The following is a 16,118-nucleotide window of genomic DNA, read 5'->3' on the forward strand; positions in this document are numbered from 1 at the left end:
GGTGCCTCCCAAACTCGTGAACATCGACCTGCCCGCCAGCAGGGCGCCTCCCGAGCTCATCGACAAACGACTCCCGTTCTCGCGTACAAAGCCACCTACGTCGATATCCATGCCGACGTCCTGGGCGCTTGGGGGCCGTGGCGACGGTCAGCCAGGGGCGCATCACGGTGGGGACGATGCATGACCACTCGCGGCAGCACCGCCCGGGGCTGCGTGATGCCCACTGCACCGCGCCGAGCCGGTGGTTTGACGTCTTGTACCCGCCCGTCCGGCTGCCTGGCGGGGGTTGACTTGGCCGCGCGGGCGGGCCCGGACACGGTGGGCGGTGGTGTCGCCGTGGGCGTGCTGCGTGCTGACACCGTGTGCGGTGCCGCCGTTGGGGCTGGCCTACCCTGGTTCGCGACAGGGGGAGGGCGGGGTTGTGGACGTGAGGGTGCGCGGCAGGCGTTGGGCGGTGGTGGTGGCGTTGATCGCGGTCGTGGTGTCGGGGTGCTCCGCGGGGGAGGGTGAATCCGACTATCCGTTGCCGTACAAGCGGCGGGACGCATCGGTTCTGCGCCGCATCGCGCTCGCCGACCCGTCCACGAAGAACACGGTCGTGGCGGCGGATGACCGTACGATCACGATGGAGGTCTCCTGGAGCGGCTGCGACTACATGCCCGACCTGGTGGCACGGGAGACGGACAAGCAGGTCGCACTGCTGCTCAGGCGCCGTGACGCTTCGGGTCCGGACGTCGGGTGCGAGGACGGCGGCATCGCCGAGCTGAAGGTCGTCCTGCGTCAGCCACTCCGCCCCCGGGCCCTGACCGACACCCTCACCGGCGAACCCGTCCCCCACACCCATGCCTGACAACAGCCCGCGAAAGCTCAGGCCCGGCTCGTAAGGGCGCAGCGGGGATGATGGCCTCTGGGGCGTCGGCCCCGCACACGTGGGGCCCCGGATTCGAACTGAATGGATTGGCGCACTCTGCGCCCAATCACAGCAGGTCAGGAAGTGTCGGCCCCGCGCCCGCGGGGGTGACCCCCAAGCCGTGACCTCTCGCGAGGTGTGCCTCCCATCAGCCCAGCCCGCTCGGGGGCGGCCCGGAGCACTGACAGTTCGTCACCGATTCCGGAAAGTGACCGCGTGTCCCGGTTCGGCGCGCGGGCGGCACAGCAGAGGAGACCCACTGATGGAGAGCACCGTGCAGGCCCCCGCCGGACCGTGACCCCGGCCCCGGCCGATCCGCCGCCCGAACCTCCCCGCGCGGCTGCACCGTCGCCTACAGTGAGAGCTTCTTGCGGACGGGACCGGGTGACGGCACGAGCGGGGAGGGGGCCGGAGTGGAGCGACGCGTGCGTCGGACCGCGGCGGCCGCGCTGTCCTGGGCGTTCCTCGCGGCCTGGGCCGTCTGCCAGGTCCTCCTCGGCACGGCGACGAGTGCGGCGACGGGCGCGGCGCAGCCGGCTCCCGGTGCGCCGCCCGCCGTCGCCGCCCCGGCCGCCCCGGCCGCTGTACGGCTCGGCCCGGCGGGCGCGGAGGTCCGGCGCTCCGCGGACCGCCCCGGCTCCGACGTCGCCCAGCGGCAGTCGGCCGCCGCCGAGCCCGGCGTCCGGCTGCCCGCGCTCCCGCCGGCCGTGCTCCCGGCCGCCCGGACGGACGCCCCCCGGTTCCGGCCCGGGGTGTACGCCGCGGGGCCGCGTCAGGAGCGGGCGCCGCCGTCCGACCGCTACGACCCCCGCCACACCCGCGGTCCCCCCTCCACCCGGTCCAGCTGACGTCCCATCGCGCCCGCCGACCCGGGTGCCGAGGCCTGCCCGCGGCCCGGACGGGAGGACTCCGGCCACCGTGCCCGGAGCGTTCCCGGCGGCGCGCCGTCCCCTCGCGTCCGCCCGTCCCGGGTGCGGCGTCCCCCGAGGACGCCCGGCTCCCGCGGACCGCCCGTGGAGTACCCATGCCTACTCGCCGTACCGTGTTCTGGCGCGCGCTCGTCGCGCTCGCCGTCGTCGGTGTCTCGCTCTACGTCGCCCTGACCACGCCGCCCCGCCTCGGCCTCGACCTGCGCGGCGGCACCCGGATCGTCCTGGAGACCCAGGACTCGCCCACCGTCCGCGCCGACGCGGACGCCACCGACCGGGCGCTGGAGGTGCTGCGCCGCCGGGTCGACGGCCTCGGCGTCGTCGAACCCTCGCTCGCCCGCGCCGGGGAGCGGCGCATCGTCGTCGAACTCCCCGGCGTCCAGGACCCCCGCGAGGCCGCCGGGGTCATCGGCCGCACCGCCCAGCTCGCCTTCCACCCCGTCGTGGCGACTGCCGACGGCCCGGCCGGGCCCCCTGCGGCGGACGGGTCCCGGGTCCTCGCCGACCCCGGCCTCCCCGGCGGCCACCTGCGGCTGGGCCCGCCAGTGTTGACCGGCGACGGCGTCAAGGACGCCTCGGCCGTCCTCGACACCCGGACGGGCCTCGGCTGGAGCGTCGACCTCTCCTTCCGCGGTTCGGCCGGCGACGCCTGGGCCCGGCTCACCGGGGAGGCGGCGTGTGCCGCGCCGGCCGACCCCGCCCGCCGGGTCGCCATCGTGCTCGACGACCGCGTCCTGTCCGCCCCCGGTGTCCAGGACAGCGTGCTCTGCGGGCAGGGGATCACCGGCGGTTCGACGCAGATCACCGGCGGCTTCTCGGCCGACGAGGCCCGCGACCTCGCCGCCCTGGTCAAGGGCGGCGCCCTGCCCGTCCCGGTGACGGTGATCGAGCAGAGCACCGTCGGCCCCACCCTCGGCGCCGAGGCGATCCGGGCCAGCGCCCTGGCCGCGGCCATCGGCCTGCTCTGCACCGGGGCCTTCATCATCGCGGTGTACCGCCTGCTCGGTGTGCTGGCCACCGTCGCTCTCGCCCTCTACGGACTGATCTCGTACGCCGCCGTGGTCGCGCTCGGTACGACGCTCACCCTGCCCGGGCTGGCCGGCTTCGTCCTCGCCATCGGCATGGCGGTGGACGCCAACGTGCTGGTCTTCGAACGGGCCAGGGAGGAGTACACCGCTCCCCGGACGGCCGGCCCCGGCAAGGAGCGCGACCTGCGGCGCCCGCTCCGTGTCGGGTTCGCGAAGGCATGGAGCGCGGTGGCCGACTCCAACGTGACGACGCTGCTCGCCGCCGGTCTGCTCTTCGTGTTCGCCACCGGCCCGGTCAAGGGCTTCGGGGTGACGCTCTCGATCGGCGTGCTGGCGTCGATGTTCTCGGCCATGCTGATCACCCGGCTGCTCGCCGAGTGGGCGGTGCGCCGGCCCGCCGTCGCCCGGCGGCCCACCCTGACCGGCATGGCCACCGTCGGCCGGCTCCGGACCCGGCTGACCCGGCGGCCGCCCCGGCTGATGCGCCACCGGCGGCGCTGGCTGGGCGTCTGCGCCGGCCTGCTGCTGCTCGCCCTGGCCGGGATCGGCGGGCGCGGCCTGGACTTCGGCGTCGAGTTCACCGGCGGCCGGGTGGCGCAATACACCGCCGCGCAGCGGGTCGACGCGGACGCCGCCCGCGCGGCGGTGGTCGGCGCAGGGTTCCCGCAGGCCGTGGTGCAGACCACCGGCGACACCGGCGTGTCCGTCCGCACCAAGGAGACCGGCGACGACCAGCAGCAGCGCATCCGGGAGGCGCTCACCGGCGTCACCGGCGAACTGTCCGTGGAGCGGGACGAACTGATCGGGCCGAGCCTCGGCAGCGAGCTGCGCGGCTACGCGCTGGCCGCGCTCGGGCTCGCGGTCGCCGCCCAGCTGCTCTACCTCACGATCCGCTTCCGGTGGACCTTCGCGACCGCCGCGGTGATCGCGATGGCGCAGGACCTGCTGCTCGTCCTCGGCCTCTTCGCCTGGCTGGGCAAGCCGGTGGACAGCGTCTTCCTCGCCGCGCTGCTCACCATCGTCGGGTACTCGGTCAACGACACGGTGGTGGTCCTGGACCGGCTGCGCGAGCTGCGCCGGACCGGGACGAAGGCGAGCTGGGCGGCTCTCGCGGACCGCGCCGTGGCGCAGACCCTCCCCCGGACGGTGAACACCGGCATGGGGGCGCTGTTCGTCCTGGTGGCCCTGGCGGCCCTCGGCGGGGACTCGCTCGCCGACTTCTCGGTGGCGCTGCTGGCCGGGGTCCTGACGGGCACGGCGTCGACGGTGTTCACCGCGATGCCGGTGGTCGTACTGCTCCAGGAGCGGTTCCCGGACCGGCCGCGGGAGGTCGGGGCGGCACGGGCGCCTCACACGGCGGGCGCGGCGCGGGCACGGGACCACAACGGGGCGGTGGTCTGAGCGGCGCCGGTTCGGTGGGGAGGCCGTGCGTCCCGCGACCGGCCGGCCGAGTGCCGGCGCCTGCCCCCTGGCGACGTGCGCGTCGCTCTCGACCCGAAGCTGTTCGGCGACTGGTGGGCGCCGGCCGGCTGGACGGTCAACCCCGACGTCGACATGGTCGTCCATACCACCGGGCACGAGCCCCCTGCCCGGACGGGGCCCGGGAGGTGACCGCCAGCACGCGGAGTGGCGGGACTCGTGTGCCTTCGGATGAGGGGGGTTAGCCCCCGGAAGAGTTCGGTGGCTGCCCTGAGCGCGGGGCAACGGATCACACGAAAGGATCTTCTCACGTCGTCATACGCAAGTTGAGGGGCAAGAAAGCATGGCTATTAGGTATCCGAAGCGCATCAGTCGGCGGGGGCTGCTGGTGACGGCGGTGACCGTGGCGGGGGCGGTCCTCGTTCCGGTGGCGGTCCAGTCGGCCACCGCCGCCACGGCCGACGGGAAGCAGGATCCGGTACGTGCACTGGAGCGGGCAGCCCACCCGCTGCGTGCGACCGAGCCCGGCGGAAGTACGGCCGACCTGCGAGCCCTGTCCGCAATGATCGGCAACGCCAAGGTGGTCGGCCTCGGCGAGGCCACCCACGGCTCCCACGAGTTCTTCACCATGAAGGAGCGGGTCTTCCGCCACCTTGTCGAAGAGAAGGGCTTCACCACCTTCGCCCTGGAGCTGAGCTGGTCCGCGGGACTCCAGATCGACGACTATCTCCAGACCGGCAAGGGCGGTGACGCCCGCAGCGTCGCCAAGCAGACCTTCGCCGACTCGCCCTGGGACCGCGAGGAGTTCGTGAGCCTCATCGAGTGGATGCGCGACTACAACCGCCACCACCCCGACCGCCCCGTGCACTTCATGGGCGACGACATCGGCGCCCCCTCGTTGAATGACGCGTTCTTCGAACGGGTGACCGGTTACGTACAGAAGAACCACCCCGAGGCACTGCCGCGGCTCAACGAGCTCTACATCGGCCTGCGGCCCATCGACAACGTCTTCGCCTACCTGGGCAAGCCGCTCGCCGAACGGCAGCAGCTCGCAGCCAAGGCGCAGCAGGCCCTGGAACTGGTCAGCAGCCGGAAGGGCTCCGGCGGAGACGCGTTCGACTGGGCCGAGCAGAACGCCCGTTCAATCGCCCAGACCGCCAAGTTCCTCACCATCGACCCGAACGACCCCAAGTCGCTGCCCGACTTCGAGCTGTTCCGAGACGAGGTGATGGCCCAGAACGTGGCCTGGTGGCGGCAGCACACCGGCGACAAGATCCTGGTGTCGGCGCAGAACAACCACGTCGGCTACGTCTCCGACAACCCCGAGCTGTACTCCAAGACGCAGGGGTCGTTCCTGCGCGACACCATGGGCAAGGACTACCTGCCCATCGGCTTCACCTTCAACCAGGGCTCCTTCCTGTCGAAGGACGCCGCCCTCGGCGGCGACTGGAAGAAGTTCACCGTGGGCGCCGCCGAGCCCGGCAGGAACGAGCACACCCTCGACCAGGTCGGTTACCAGGACTTCTACCTCGACGTCCGCAAGGCCCCGGCCGCCGCGCGCGCCTGGTTGAACGTCGCCCGGCCCACGCTCAACATCGGCACGCAGTTCCCCGAGAAGCCCCGCGACACCGCGATCGCCCAGTCCTTCGACGTCCTCATCCACCTCCACGAAGTCCGGGAGGCCAACAAACTGAAGCCGTGACGACGCTGCCGTGCGACCACGTCCTCGCCACGCTGTGCCTTGTCCACGCGAAGCCGTAGCAGAGGCAGCCGTTTCGATCCCGCCGAACACTCGGACGGCCCCGGTCCGCCGCGGGCGTATCCATGCCCGGTTCTGAGGGGGCCGGGCCACGGCAACGTGGCCCGGCCACCCGACCACGCCCGAGCGGTCGCAACCCGATACGACAAGCGCGGATACGTCTACCTCGGCACCGTCACCGCAGCCGCTCTCGTCATCCGGCTCCGCACATGATCGCCCGGACAGCTCCGCCTAGTACTCCAGTGAGAGTTCTCCAGTGGGCCCCGCTCACCAGGTCACGGGCAGCGACCGCATCCCGTAGATGAACGACTCGGTACGGAACTCGCGCTCGCCGGTCAGCCGCAGCCCCGGCAGCCGGCGGAACAGCGTCTCCAGGGCGATCTGGAGTTCGGCGCGGGCCAGCGGCTGGCCCAGGCACTGGTGTACGCCGAAGCCGAACGCCAGGTGCCGCCGGGCGTCCCGGTCCAGGTCCAGCTCGTCCGTCGCCCGATGGCCGGCGCCGCCGAACACCGCCTCGTCCCGGTTGGCGGTGGAGAGCATCGCCATCACGCCCTCCCCGGCCCGGACGGTGACGCCGCCCAGCTCCACGTCCTCCAGCGCCACCCGGGGCAGGCCGGTGTGCACGATGGTCAGCAGCCGCAACAGCTCCTCCACCGCGCCCGGCAGGGTGGCCGGGTCGGCCAGGCCGGGGATCTGCTCGGGGTGCTCCAGCAGCAGCGCGGTCGACAGCGAGATCATGTTCGCGGTCGTCTCGTGCCCGGCGATCAGCAGCAGCACGCCCATGCCGGCCACGTCGTCCGGGGTCAGGTCGTCCCGCGCCGCGAGTCGGCTGAGGGCGTCGTCCTCCGGTTGTGCGCGCTTGCGGGCCGTCAGGTCGCGAAGGTAGTCGCGGACCTCTTCCTGGGCCTCCCGGAGCTGCTCCACGGTGCTCTCCCGGCTGAGCATCGTGCGGCTCAGGCTCTGGAAGCGGTCGTGGTCCTCGTACGGCACGCCGAGCAGCAGGCAGATCACCAGCGAGGGCACCGGCAGCGCGAAGTCGGTGACCAGGTCGGCCGTGGTCCGGCCCGCGGTCATCCGGTCCAGTGCCTCGTCCACGATCCGCTGGATCTCCGGGCGCAGCGCCTCCACCCGCTTGACCAGGAATTCCCCGGTGATGATGCGGCGCTGGCGGGCGTGCTCGGGGTCGTCGAGCCGCAGGAAGTCCGGATTGTCGGTGATCAGCTCGCGAGCGCCGGCGACCAGCAGCGGGAAGGCCGGGTGGCGTATGTCGGCACTGAACCGGCGGTCGGACAGCACGGTGCGGACCTCGGCGAAGCCGGTGACCAGCCAGCAGAGGTCGCCGTCGGGCAGCTCGGCCCTGGTCACCGGCCCGGTGGCGGCGGCCTCGGAGTACGCGGGCGGCGGGCCGAACGGGCAGCCGCCGGAGTGCGGGGCCGGCAGCAGCGGGACGGCGGGGGCGGTGGGTGTGGCGGTCACGGCGGGGGTCTCCTCATGTCGCGGGGGTCCTCGTGGGGCTGTCGGGGGTGCAGGGAGTCCCCGGCGGCCTGTGGGGCCGGCGGTGGGGCCGGTCAGGCCCCGGTCTGCGCGGGCTGGTCCTCGGTGACGGTGATCGCCCGGCCCGGGCAGAGGTCGGCGGCGAGTCTGACGTCGTCGAACTGCTCGGGCAGCAGCACAATCTGACGGAGTCTCACCAGGCTGTCCCGGTCGTCCTGGTCGAAGACCGCGGGGGCGTTCGTCACGCACATGCCGGAGCTGCAGCAGCGGTCCCGGTCGACGCTCACCTGCATGTCGGGCACCTTTCGTCAGGGCGGCGCCGGCTGCCCGGCGGCCGCCTCTCGTTGTCACGGTCAAACTAGCCGTCACCGGTCCGTTTACGGACGGGTACGGTGGCCGGACCGAGAACGGCCGATTCGGCCCCTGTGTGTGAACCCCTCTGGCGGCACAATGCGTTTCAACCCGCGGTACTTCGCCGGACGGGTCGGCGGACCCGGCCGCGCGGACGGCCTCACAAGCCTTCGGCGGTGGCCAACTCCCGTACGGAGGCCACGGTGTCGGCCTCGGCGGCGCTCTTGTCGGGCCGGTAGCGCACCACCCGGGCGAACCGCAGGGCCGGCCCGGCGGGGTAGCGGGGGCTGCGCCGGAGGCCGTCGAAGGCGACCTCGACGACCAGTTCCGGCCGGACCAGCACCGTCCGGGCGTCCCGCCCGGTCTCCCGGGCGAGCAACTCGGCGGTCTGCCAGGCGAGCGTCCGTTCGGTCAGCCCCTTGAAGGCAGGCTCGTGGCCCGGGTCGGGTTGAGCCGCAGTTGGGTGAGGATGCGCCAGTTCTTGAGCGCGGCGAAGCCGTGCTCAACGGGGGCGTGGGCGGCGGCGATGATCTGGTTGGCGGTCTTCCGGCCGGCGGTGAGCTTCTTCTTGCGGGTCCGCTTGGCCCCGGTGATGACCACCGGGTCGTCGCGGTCGGTATCGAGGCCGACGAAGCCGAGATCGGCCGGGGAGCCCAGGCCTGCGGTGCGCAGGTGCCGGCAGATCTTGTCGTGCCGGGCGGTCTTGATCTCGCCGGCCGTGCCGCGGCGGGCCGAGGAGATCCGGATAAGGTTGCCGCGCTCGTCGGTGAGGGCCAGGAGCAGCAGGCCGTGGGACGTGTGTTTCCCGCTGTAGTTCTTGCGGTTGGCCTTCCCGGCGCGGCGGCGGGTGCGGATCAGGGTGCCGTCCAGCAGCACGACCTCGCCCCGGCCCGGGTGATCTTCTTCAGGGCGCGGTCCAGGCGCGGGGCCTTGGCCGCGAGCAGGGCGATCACCTCGTCGCACCAGCGGCGGATCGTGGTGGCCGCCACGGCGTTGCCGCCGGCCAGGTCGGCGGCGCGCTGGTCGTGGCGCAGCACCGCGAGCACCAGCACCGCGAGCACCAGCACTGCGAGCACCAGCACCGCGATCTGTCCGGCCGAGCGGGACCGCCACCGGGAGCCGATCGCCTTCAGGTGGGCGCGCATCAGGTCGGCGACGTAGTTGACGGTGTGCGAGGACAGCGGCAGCGCGCACTGACATAAGACCGCAATGGCGGCCCGGACGCCCACCGCCGTTCCGCGCGACATCGCCGACTGTTCGGCATCCTCGCCTGCCGTGCAGGTCAGGGTTCGTTTCGCGGCCCGCGACGGATACTCCCCGAAGCCCAATCCTGCTGCGACCGGGGGTGTGCCGGCGCATCTGGAACGCGGTGGACTCGTGGTCGCGATCGTTCTTCTGATCCTGCCCCTACCGTCTGCCCCTACCGTCTGCGCCTACCGTCTACGCGGCACGAGTCCGGTTTCGAAGGCGATGATCGCCAGCTGGACGCGGTCCCGAGCCTCGAGCTTGGCGAACAGACGCGCGACATGGGTCTTCGCGGTCGCCGCGCTGATCACCAGCCGCTCGGCTATCTCGGTGTTCGACAGTCCCTGCCCGACCAGTGCCAGCACCTCGCGCTCCCGGTCGGTGATCCCCGCGAGGGGACTCGAGTCCGCGGCGGGCCCGGCGTCCGGTTCGGGGGCCGTGGGGCCGGACGTTCCGGCGAAGTCCGCGATCAGCCGTCGGGTCACGCTCGGCGCGATCAGCGCGTCGCCCGCGGCCACCACGCGGATCGCTTCCAGGATCGCGTCCAGGGCCATGCTCTTGAGCAGGAATCCGCTGGCCCCGGCGCGCAGTGCGCCGTAGACGTACTCGTCGTGGTCGAAGGTCGTCAGCACCAGCACCTTGGGTGGGTCCGGCTCGGCGCTCGCCTGCCGGGTCGCCTCGATCCCGTCCATGCCCGGCATCCGGATGTCCATCACCACGACGTCCGGCCTCAGTTCACGCACCAGGCGCACCGCTTCGAGGCCGTCGCCGGCCTGGCCGACCACCTCCAGGTCGTCGGTGTCGCCGATCAGGATCCCGAGCCCGACCAGCATCAGCGGCTGGTCGTCGACCAGCAGCACCCGCACGCTCATGCCGGGAGCCTCGCCGTCACCCGGAATCCGCCCTCCGGACGCTGGCCGGCGCTGAACTGGCCGGACAGCAACGTCACCCGCTCGCGCATGCCGAGCAGGCCGAAGCCGCTGCCGCCGGCCCCCGCCGCGAACCTCGGACGGCCCGGCCCGCCGAGACCGTCGTCCCCGTCGTCCCCGTCGTCCACCACTTCGATCCTCACTCCTGTCGGCTCGTAACCGACCGCGACCCGGCAGGTCCGCGCCCCGGAATGCCGCACCACGTTCGTCACCGACTCCTGGATGATCCGGAACGCCGACAGTTCGATCTCCGGCGGCAGTGGACGCCGCTCGCCCCGCCAGGTCACATGAACCCGCACCCCGGCGCCGGCCGTGCGTTCGGCGAGCTGCGGGACGTCGGCCAGGCTGCCGGCCGGCGCCAGCGGAGCGGCCTGCGGCATGGCGTCGTCGGGCTCGGCGCGGCGGAGCGCCCCGAGCATGCGTTGCAGCTCCAGCAGCGTCTCCCGGCTGGTGGTCTCGATGCCGGTCAGCGCCTGCCGCGTCTGCTCGGGCTTGGTCGCCACGACCCGCGCCGCCGCTCCCGACAGCACCGTGATGATCCCGATGCTGTGCGCGACGCTGTCGTGCAGCTCGCGGGCGATCCGCAGCCGCTCGGCCATGACGACGCGGGCCGCGGTCTGCTCCTGCAGGGCTTCGAGGTATTCACGGCGTTTGCGGTACACCCCCCCGAAGACCCACGCGACCGCGAACCACAACGCGAACTGTCCGGCCCACTGGGACGCGTCGCCGACGGTCTGCTCGCGGACGTGGAGGTCGTTGAAGAACGCGGCCGCGACGGCCGCGACGGCGCCGACGGCGGCAGCCTTGGGCCGCCGGACGGCGAGGTAGCCGCCCAAGCCGACGAGCAGGACGAACACGATCGAGGGCCGCGCGCCGAAGGCGTCGCCGAGGACGGCTTCGCCCAGGACCGCGGCGAAGACCGCCGCCGGCAGACGGCGCACCAGCAGAACCGGCAGGGCGAGCACGACGCAGAGACCGAGTATCTGGAAGGGCGCGAGGTCGGGGAACCGGAACAGGCCCTCGTAGTGCGCCCAATCAGTGGGCAGCATCGTCAAGGCGAGAATCAGCGCGTACAAGCAGGTGGTGGCCAGCACCACGGCCTGTGACATCAGCCAGGTCACGCGTTTCGATGTCGAGAGACGCTGGAGAAGCTGTTCCATACGAAGATCGTATTCAGTGGCGTCGGCTCTGCGCGTCGCCCCGGGGATGTACGCCGGATACGCCCCCGGGCCGATGGCCTGGGAAGAGGTGACATCCGCCGGCCGACGCGGTGGATCGTGGTCCGTTCCTAGGTTCATGGTCATGACGAATGCACCGATGATCGATCTTCGCGACACGACAAAGAAGTACGACGACGGCCCGCCCGCACTGGCCGGCGTCACCTTGTCCGTGGCGGCTGGTGAGTGCGTGGCGATCCTCGGCCATTCCGGCAGTGGCAAGTCCACGCTGCTGAACCTGATCGCGGGTCTGGACAAGCCTTCCAGTGGCACCGTGACCGTCGACGGCACCCGCGTCGACCAGCTCGGCGAGGCCGGTTCGGCGAAGTACCGCCGGGCCTCCATCGGCATGATCTTCCAGTTCTTCAACCTGCTGGACGACCTGACCGTGTTGGACAACGTCATGGTTCCGGCGCAGCTGGCCGGGATGGGCAAGGGCGAAGCGAAGCGGCGGGCCGTCGAGCTGCTCGACTCGCTGGGCATCGACCGGCACGCCAAGGCCTACCCGCAGCGGCTGTCCGGCGGGGAACGGCAGCGGGTGGCGGTGGCCAGGGCCCTGATGAACGAGCCGGCGCTGCTGCTGGCCGACGAGCCGACCGGCGCTCTGGACTCGAGCTCGGCCGAGGACGTGCGCGAGCTGCTGCTGGACCTGAACAGCGACGGCCAGACCATCCTGCTGGTCACCCACGACGTGCAGCTGGCCGCGAGCACCGCGCGCCGCACGATCGAGTTGGTGGACGGCGCGGTCGAGCGGGACGTCGTCAACGACGGCAGCGGTGCCGGCCTGGCCGCCCGCACACCGCTGATTCGTCCGGCGGGAGAGGTCCGATGACACTGCGCAAGCCGCCGATGCCCCGGCGCGTCTTCGAGGTCGGTTTCCGGGCCGTGGCCCGCCTGCTGCCGGCGGTGAGCCGGTGAGCGCCTTGGGCAAGGTCGTACGCTCGGGCGTGGGCCGGCGTCGGGTCCAGTCCCTCGTCATGGCCCTGACGACGTTCGCCGCGGTGACGTCCTCAGTGCTCTCCCTCGGTCTGCTGACTGTCGTGCAGGCCCCGTTCGAGCACGCTTTCCGTGCGCGGAACGGGGCGCACCTGGCGGTCCAGTTCGACGGCTCGAAGGTCACGGCCGCGCAGGCCGCCGCCACCGCGCACGCCGCCGGCGTCACCGAGGCGGCCGGGCCCTACCCGGTCGCCGCCGCCCTGGACACGACGATCGGCACGGATTGCTCCAAGACGGATCGGGCCGGTCACGACAACGGTCCGATCACCGTCACCACCCGGCCCGACCTGGGCAGCACCTCCGGGATGGACCAGCTGGCGCTGACCCAGGGGCGCTGGCCGACGAGCCCGGACGAGATCGCCCTGCCGTGGCAGCACTATGCCACCGACTGCTTCGGCGATTCGGTGGTGTTCTCCTCCCTGCCGGGCAAGCCGTCGTTCAAGGTCGTCGGCTTCGCCGGCTCGGTGACCGACAGCGCGACCGGCTTCGCCACCGCCGACGGTTTCGCGCGGCTCACCGCCGCCGGTGCCGAGTCCGACGAGCAGATGCTCTACCGGTTCGCCAAGGCCGGGACCGCCGCGGACATCGCCACCGACAAGCAGGCGGTGGCCGCCGCCGCGCCGGCCGGCGCGGTCGAGGCCGGACAGTCGTACCTGACCGCGGAGCAGCAGGCGACCGGCAACGCCAAGGCCTACGTGCCGTTCCTGATCGCCTTCGGGATCCTCGGGCTGTTCATGTCGGTGCTGATCATCTCGATCGTGGTCAGCGGGGCCGTGGCCTCGGGAATCCGGCGCATCGGGATTCTGAAGTCGTTGGGCTTCACCCCTTCGCAGGTGGCCCGCGCCTACACCGCGCAGGCCGTGATCCCGGCGACACTCGGCCTGGTGCTCGGCACGGTTTTCGGCAACCTCCTGGCCGTGCCGATCCTGGACGGGGCCACCAAGCAGCTCGGAGCGGCCAGTGCCACGATCCCGTTGTGGGTCAGCGCCGTGGTGCCGCTGGGCACCCTGCTGATCGTCGGCGTCACGGCTTTGATCCCGGCACTGCGGGCCGGCCGGATGCCGACGGTGCGGGCCCTGGTGGTCGGCCGCGCCCCCAGAGCCGGGGGCGGTCGGGTGGCGCAGCGTCTGGCCTCGCGGCTGCCGCTGCCCCGGGCCGTGTCGTTGGGGCTGGCCCAGCCGTTCGCCCGGCCGGCCCGGGTCGTACTGGTCGGTGCGGCGGTACTGTTCGGCGTCGTGAGCGTCACGTTCGCGGTGGGGCTGGAGTCCGGGTTCAACAAGTACCTGGACACCAGCACCTCGGGCTTCAACGTCGCGTCGAAGTTCGTGATGCCCACAGCCGACGTGGGCGTGCCCTGGGGTCGCTACGGCCCCAACGACCCGCGCACCCCGCACCTGGACGCCGCCGAGGTGGCCGCCGCGCTCGCCGAGATCCCGGGCACGAAGACCGCGTTCGGCTGGGGCGACAGCGGCGCGACCATGGTCGGCGCCCCGGCCGGCGGCGAACCGCCGAGGGTGTTCACGGTCACCGGCGACTTCTCCTGGACGCACCTGGAGCTGCTGTCCGGCCGCTGGTACTCGGCGCTGGGTGAGGCGGTGGTCGGCGACAAGCTGGCCTCGGCGGCGGGGATCCACGTCGGTGACGACGTCGCCGTGGTGCAGCAGAACAGGCAACTGTCGCTGAAGGTCGTCGGCATCAACTTCGACACCAACCAGGGCGACTACACGGTCATGACGGATGCGGCCACCTTCACCGCCGCCGGCCTGACCCCGCACATCGACCTGTTCAACGTGGAGCTGGCCGACAACGTCAGCGGATCGGACTGGTCCACCTCGGCCGCCGCCGCGCTGACCCCGCTGAACGCCTCGGTCCAGCCGAACTCGGGCGGGGGCAAGAACATCATAGTGATCACCATGGGTGCTCTGGTGGCCACGCTCACGCTGATGATGATCGCGGTCGCCGCGCTCGGGGTGCTGAGCACGGTGGTGCAGGACACCCGGGAACGGGTTCATGACCTGGGGATCCTCAAGGCCCTCGGGATGACGCCCAAGCAGACCGTCGCGATGGTGCTGACCTCGGTGTCCCTCACCGGCCTGATCGCCGGGCTGATCGGGGTCCCGCTCGGGGTCGCGGTGGAGAAGGCGACGCTGACCCCGATGGGGAACGCGATCGGCCGGCACCTGCCGCCGAGCGTGTCCCACGTCTACACCGCCGGGCTGCTCATCCCCCTGCTGGCCGGCGGGATCGTGATCGCCCTGCTCGGCGCACTGCTGCCGGCCGGCTGGGCGGCCCGGTCGCGGACCGCCACCGCGCTGCGGACCGAGTAGGACCGAGGGCGTGGCGCCCTACGGATGCAGGCCCCGTCCAGGGCACCGCTGCCCTGTCGGGACGGTGGAGGCGCCGCCCCGCAGGATTCCCCGGGTCGTGATCCTCCCGGCGAAGCCGAGGACACCGACGGCCCTCCTCGCTGGACCCCGCCCGGTGAACGCCCCGGCGTCGTACCCCGGAGCCCGGACGGGCGGGCCCGGCGCCAAGGCGTTCACCGGGCGTAGTCGACCTCGGGGAAGCCGGGGGAGGGACCGTCGAGCAGCCGCCCCCGGTCGCGGAGGTGGAGGTCGAAGAAGGCTCGCGGGTAGGCGCGTTGGAACGCCTGTGCCCGGTGCCCGGGAATCGTCCCGACCTCTTCCTCCAGATCGGCCGGTGACTTGCCCAGGAGAGGGGCGATCAGCGGCAGGATCAGCACATCGTCGCCGAACGACTGGTGCGCGGCTCCCCGTACGGTCAGATGCAGGCGCCAGCCGCGCAGATGCGACCAGAACGCGCGCAGGGCGGGGTTGTTCTCCATGCCGCCCTTGCCCGGGGTGTCCACGACCAGGAACGGACGGTCGAGGCCGGCGTCCACCACCGGGCCCGCCGCGCCTCCGTCCAGGCTCATGCCCGCCGTGATCCGCCCGTCGGTGAGCATCGTCGCGGCGGTGGTGGCGCCGCCCAGGGAGTGGCCGAGCATCCCGACGCGCCGCAGGTCGAGCGCCCCGCGCAGGCCTGTGGGCAGCGGGGTGCGGCAGACGCCGGGGTGGCCACCCGAGCGGAGGACGGCGAGCCGGTCCAGGACGAAGCGGATGTCGGCGGTACGGACCGCGAGGGCCTTGGCGTAGTCGCTGATCCCGCCCAGCGGATTCGTCTCGACGCGTCCACCGGGGAAGGCGACCGCCGCCGCGTCGTAGGTGTGGTCGACGGTGACCACCACGAAGCCGTGGCCGGCGAGGTCTTCCACGACGCCGGTGCCGAACGACCGTGACGCGTCGGCGCCGGGGGAGTAGAGCACGACGGGCAGGGGGCCCGGTGGGCCGCCGACGGGAGCGCCCTCGTGGCCGTGGGTGCTTCCCAGTCGTACCCGGCCGGGAGGCAGGCCGAGGAGGCTCAGGTACCGGTCGGCCGCCGCCGGAGGCATCCAGGGAACGGTGGGGCGGTCCGCGCGGCCGCGGGCGGGGTACCAGAGGCTGATCATCAGCTCACGGCAGGGGCGGGAGGGCACCCAGGGGTCGGGCCGCGCGGTGTCGGCCAGGTGCAGCGCGATCGTGCCCAGCGGGTACGGTCCGTTCGGGGCGGGCAGCTGGAACCGCACGGGTTCCTCCTGCCTCGGTCGCGCGACGGCCAGCGGCGCGAGCGGACCCGGGATCATGGCGGCGGCCAGTGCGGCGGACGAGGACAGCAGTGTTCTCCGATTCATGGCTCCACTGTTGCGTCCGACGGGCCCGGCGGCTTCGCCCCCGGGGAGGAACCCGGTGTCAGCCCAGGAGGGTACGACGGGCATCGGCCGCGCGGATGAGTCAGCCCGCGA

The 16,118-nt window shown here is 72.5% G+C and carries 15 protein-coding genes; 7 read left to right on the top strand and 8 right to left on the bottom strand.

The features are described 5' to 3' along the window. The first annotated feature begins 433 nt into the window (after positions 1-433). The 5 genes from ACZ6EM_RS37460 (at position 434) to ACZ6EM_RS37480 (ending at position 5,988) form a co-directional block, all read left to right on the top strand. The gene (locus ACZ6EM_RS37460) at positions 434-850 is read left to right on the top strand and encodes a hypothetical protein (RefSeq protein ID WP_465774379.1); all 417 of its coding nucleotides are present in this window, start codon (positions 434-436) and stop codon (positions 848-850) included. 485 nt (positions 851-1,335) lie between these two features. After that, positions 1,336-1,758 carry a hypothetical protein gene (locus ACZ6EM_RS37465; RefSeq protein ID WP_465774380.1) on the top strand — a complete coding sequence of 141 codons (423 nt, stop codon included), beginning with the start codon at positions 1,336-1,338 and terminating at the stop codon, positions 1,756-1,758. Positions 1,759-1,934: 176 nt separating this feature from the next. Then, the gene (secD, locus tag ACZ6EM_RS37470) at positions 1,935-4,268 is read left to right on the top strand and encodes a protein translocase subunit SecD (protein WP_465774381.1); all 2,334 of its coding nucleotides are present in this window, start codon (positions 1,935-1,937) and stop codon (positions 4,266-4,268) included. Positions 4,269-4,343: 75 nt separating this feature from the next. Then, positions 4,344-4,478 (top strand): hypothetical protein, encoded by a 135-nt coding sequence (locus ACZ6EM_RS37475; RefSeq protein WP_452178415.1) that lies wholly within the window; start codon positions 4,344-4,346, stop codon positions 4,476-4,478. A gap of 196 nt (positions 4,479-4,674) precedes the next feature. Continuing rightward, positions 4,675-5,988 (top strand): erythromycin esterase family protein, encoded by a 1,314-nt coding sequence (locus ACZ6EM_RS37480; RefSeq protein WP_465774382.1) that lies wholly within the window; start codon positions 4,675-4,677, stop codon positions 5,986-5,988. Between the two features lie 324 nt (positions 5,989-6,312). Here the strand turns inward: ACZ6EM_RS37480 and ACZ6EM_RS37485 are convergent, their stop codons facing one another. The 7 genes from ACZ6EM_RS37485 to ACZ6EM_RS37515 form a co-directional block, all read right to left on the bottom strand. Beyond that, positions 6,313-7,521 (bottom strand): cytochrome P450, encoded by a 1,209-nt coding sequence (locus ACZ6EM_RS37485; RefSeq protein ID WP_465774383.1) that lies wholly within the window; start codon positions 7,519-7,521, stop codon positions 6,313-6,315. A 92-nt stretch (positions 7,522-7,613) separates the two neighbouring features. After that, positions 7,614-7,832 carry a ferredoxin gene (locus ACZ6EM_RS37490; protein ID WP_331768810.1) on the bottom strand — a complete coding sequence of 73 codons (219 nt, stop codon included), beginning with the start codon at positions 7,830-7,832 and terminating at the stop codon, positions 7,614-7,616. A 218-nt stretch (positions 7,833-8,050) separates the two neighbouring features. Beyond that, positions 8,051-8,269, bottom strand: a complete 219-nt coding sequence (locus ACZ6EM_RS37495) for an ATP dependent DNA ligase (RefSeq protein ID WP_465774384.1) — start codon at positions 8,267-8,269, stop codon at positions 8,051-8,053. Positions 8,270-8,301: 32 nt separating this feature from the next. Continuing rightward, positions 8,302-8,766 (bottom strand): transposase family protein, encoded by a 465-nt coding sequence (locus ACZ6EM_RS37500; protein ID WP_465774385.1) that lies wholly within the window; start codon positions 8,764-8,766, stop codon positions 8,302-8,304. Further along, entirely contained in the window at positions 8,745-9,137 is a 393-nt protein-coding gene (locus tag ACZ6EM_RS37505; protein ID WP_465774386.1) for a hypothetical protein, read from the bottom strand. The genes ACZ6EM_RS37500 and ACZ6EM_RS37505 overlap by 22 nt, the downstream gene beginning before the upstream one ends. Positions 9,138-9,323: 186 nt before the next feature. After that, complete coding sequence (locus tag ACZ6EM_RS37510) at positions 9,324-10,007, bottom strand: response regulator (protein ID WP_465774387.1); 684 nt, start codon at positions 10,005-10,007, stop codon at positions 9,324-9,326. Continuing rightward, positions 10,004-11,368 carry a sensor histidine kinase gene (locus tag ACZ6EM_RS37515; protein ID WP_465774406.1) on the bottom strand — a complete coding sequence of 455 codons (1,365 nt, stop codon included), beginning with the start codon at positions 11,366-11,368 and terminating at the stop codon, positions 10,004-10,006. Before ACZ6EM_RS37515 ends, ACZ6EM_RS37510 begins: the two co-directional genes overlap by 4 nt. Here ACZ6EM_RS37515 and ACZ6EM_RS37520 point away from each other — a divergent pair. Next, positions 11,361-12,113, top strand: coding sequence for an ABC transporter ATP-binding protein (locus ACZ6EM_RS37520; RefSeq protein ID WP_465774388.1), 753 nt, complete (start codon positions 11,361-11,363; stop codon positions 12,111-12,113). The two genes, ACZ6EM_RS37515 and ACZ6EM_RS37520, sit on opposite strands and share 8 nt — an antisense overlap. A 145-nt stretch (positions 12,114-12,258) precedes the next feature. Then, on the top strand, positions 12,259-14,604 hold the full coding sequence (locus ACZ6EM_RS37525; RefSeq protein WP_465774389.1) for an ABC transporter permease: 2,346 nt from the start codon (positions 12,259-12,261) through the stop codon (positions 14,602-14,604). 212 nt (positions 14,605-14,816) lie between these two features. Here ACZ6EM_RS37525 and ACZ6EM_RS37530 read toward each other — a convergent pair whose 3' ends face one another. Then, the gene (locus ACZ6EM_RS37530) at positions 14,817-16,007 is read right to left on the bottom strand and encodes an alpha/beta hydrolase family protein (RefSeq protein WP_465774390.1); all 1,191 of its coding nucleotides are present in this window, start codon (positions 16,005-16,007) and stop codon (positions 14,817-14,819) included. Between the last annotated feature and the right edge of the window lie 111 nt (positions 16,008-16,118).

The organism is Kitasatospora sp. NPDC041917 (assembly GCF_055589745.1).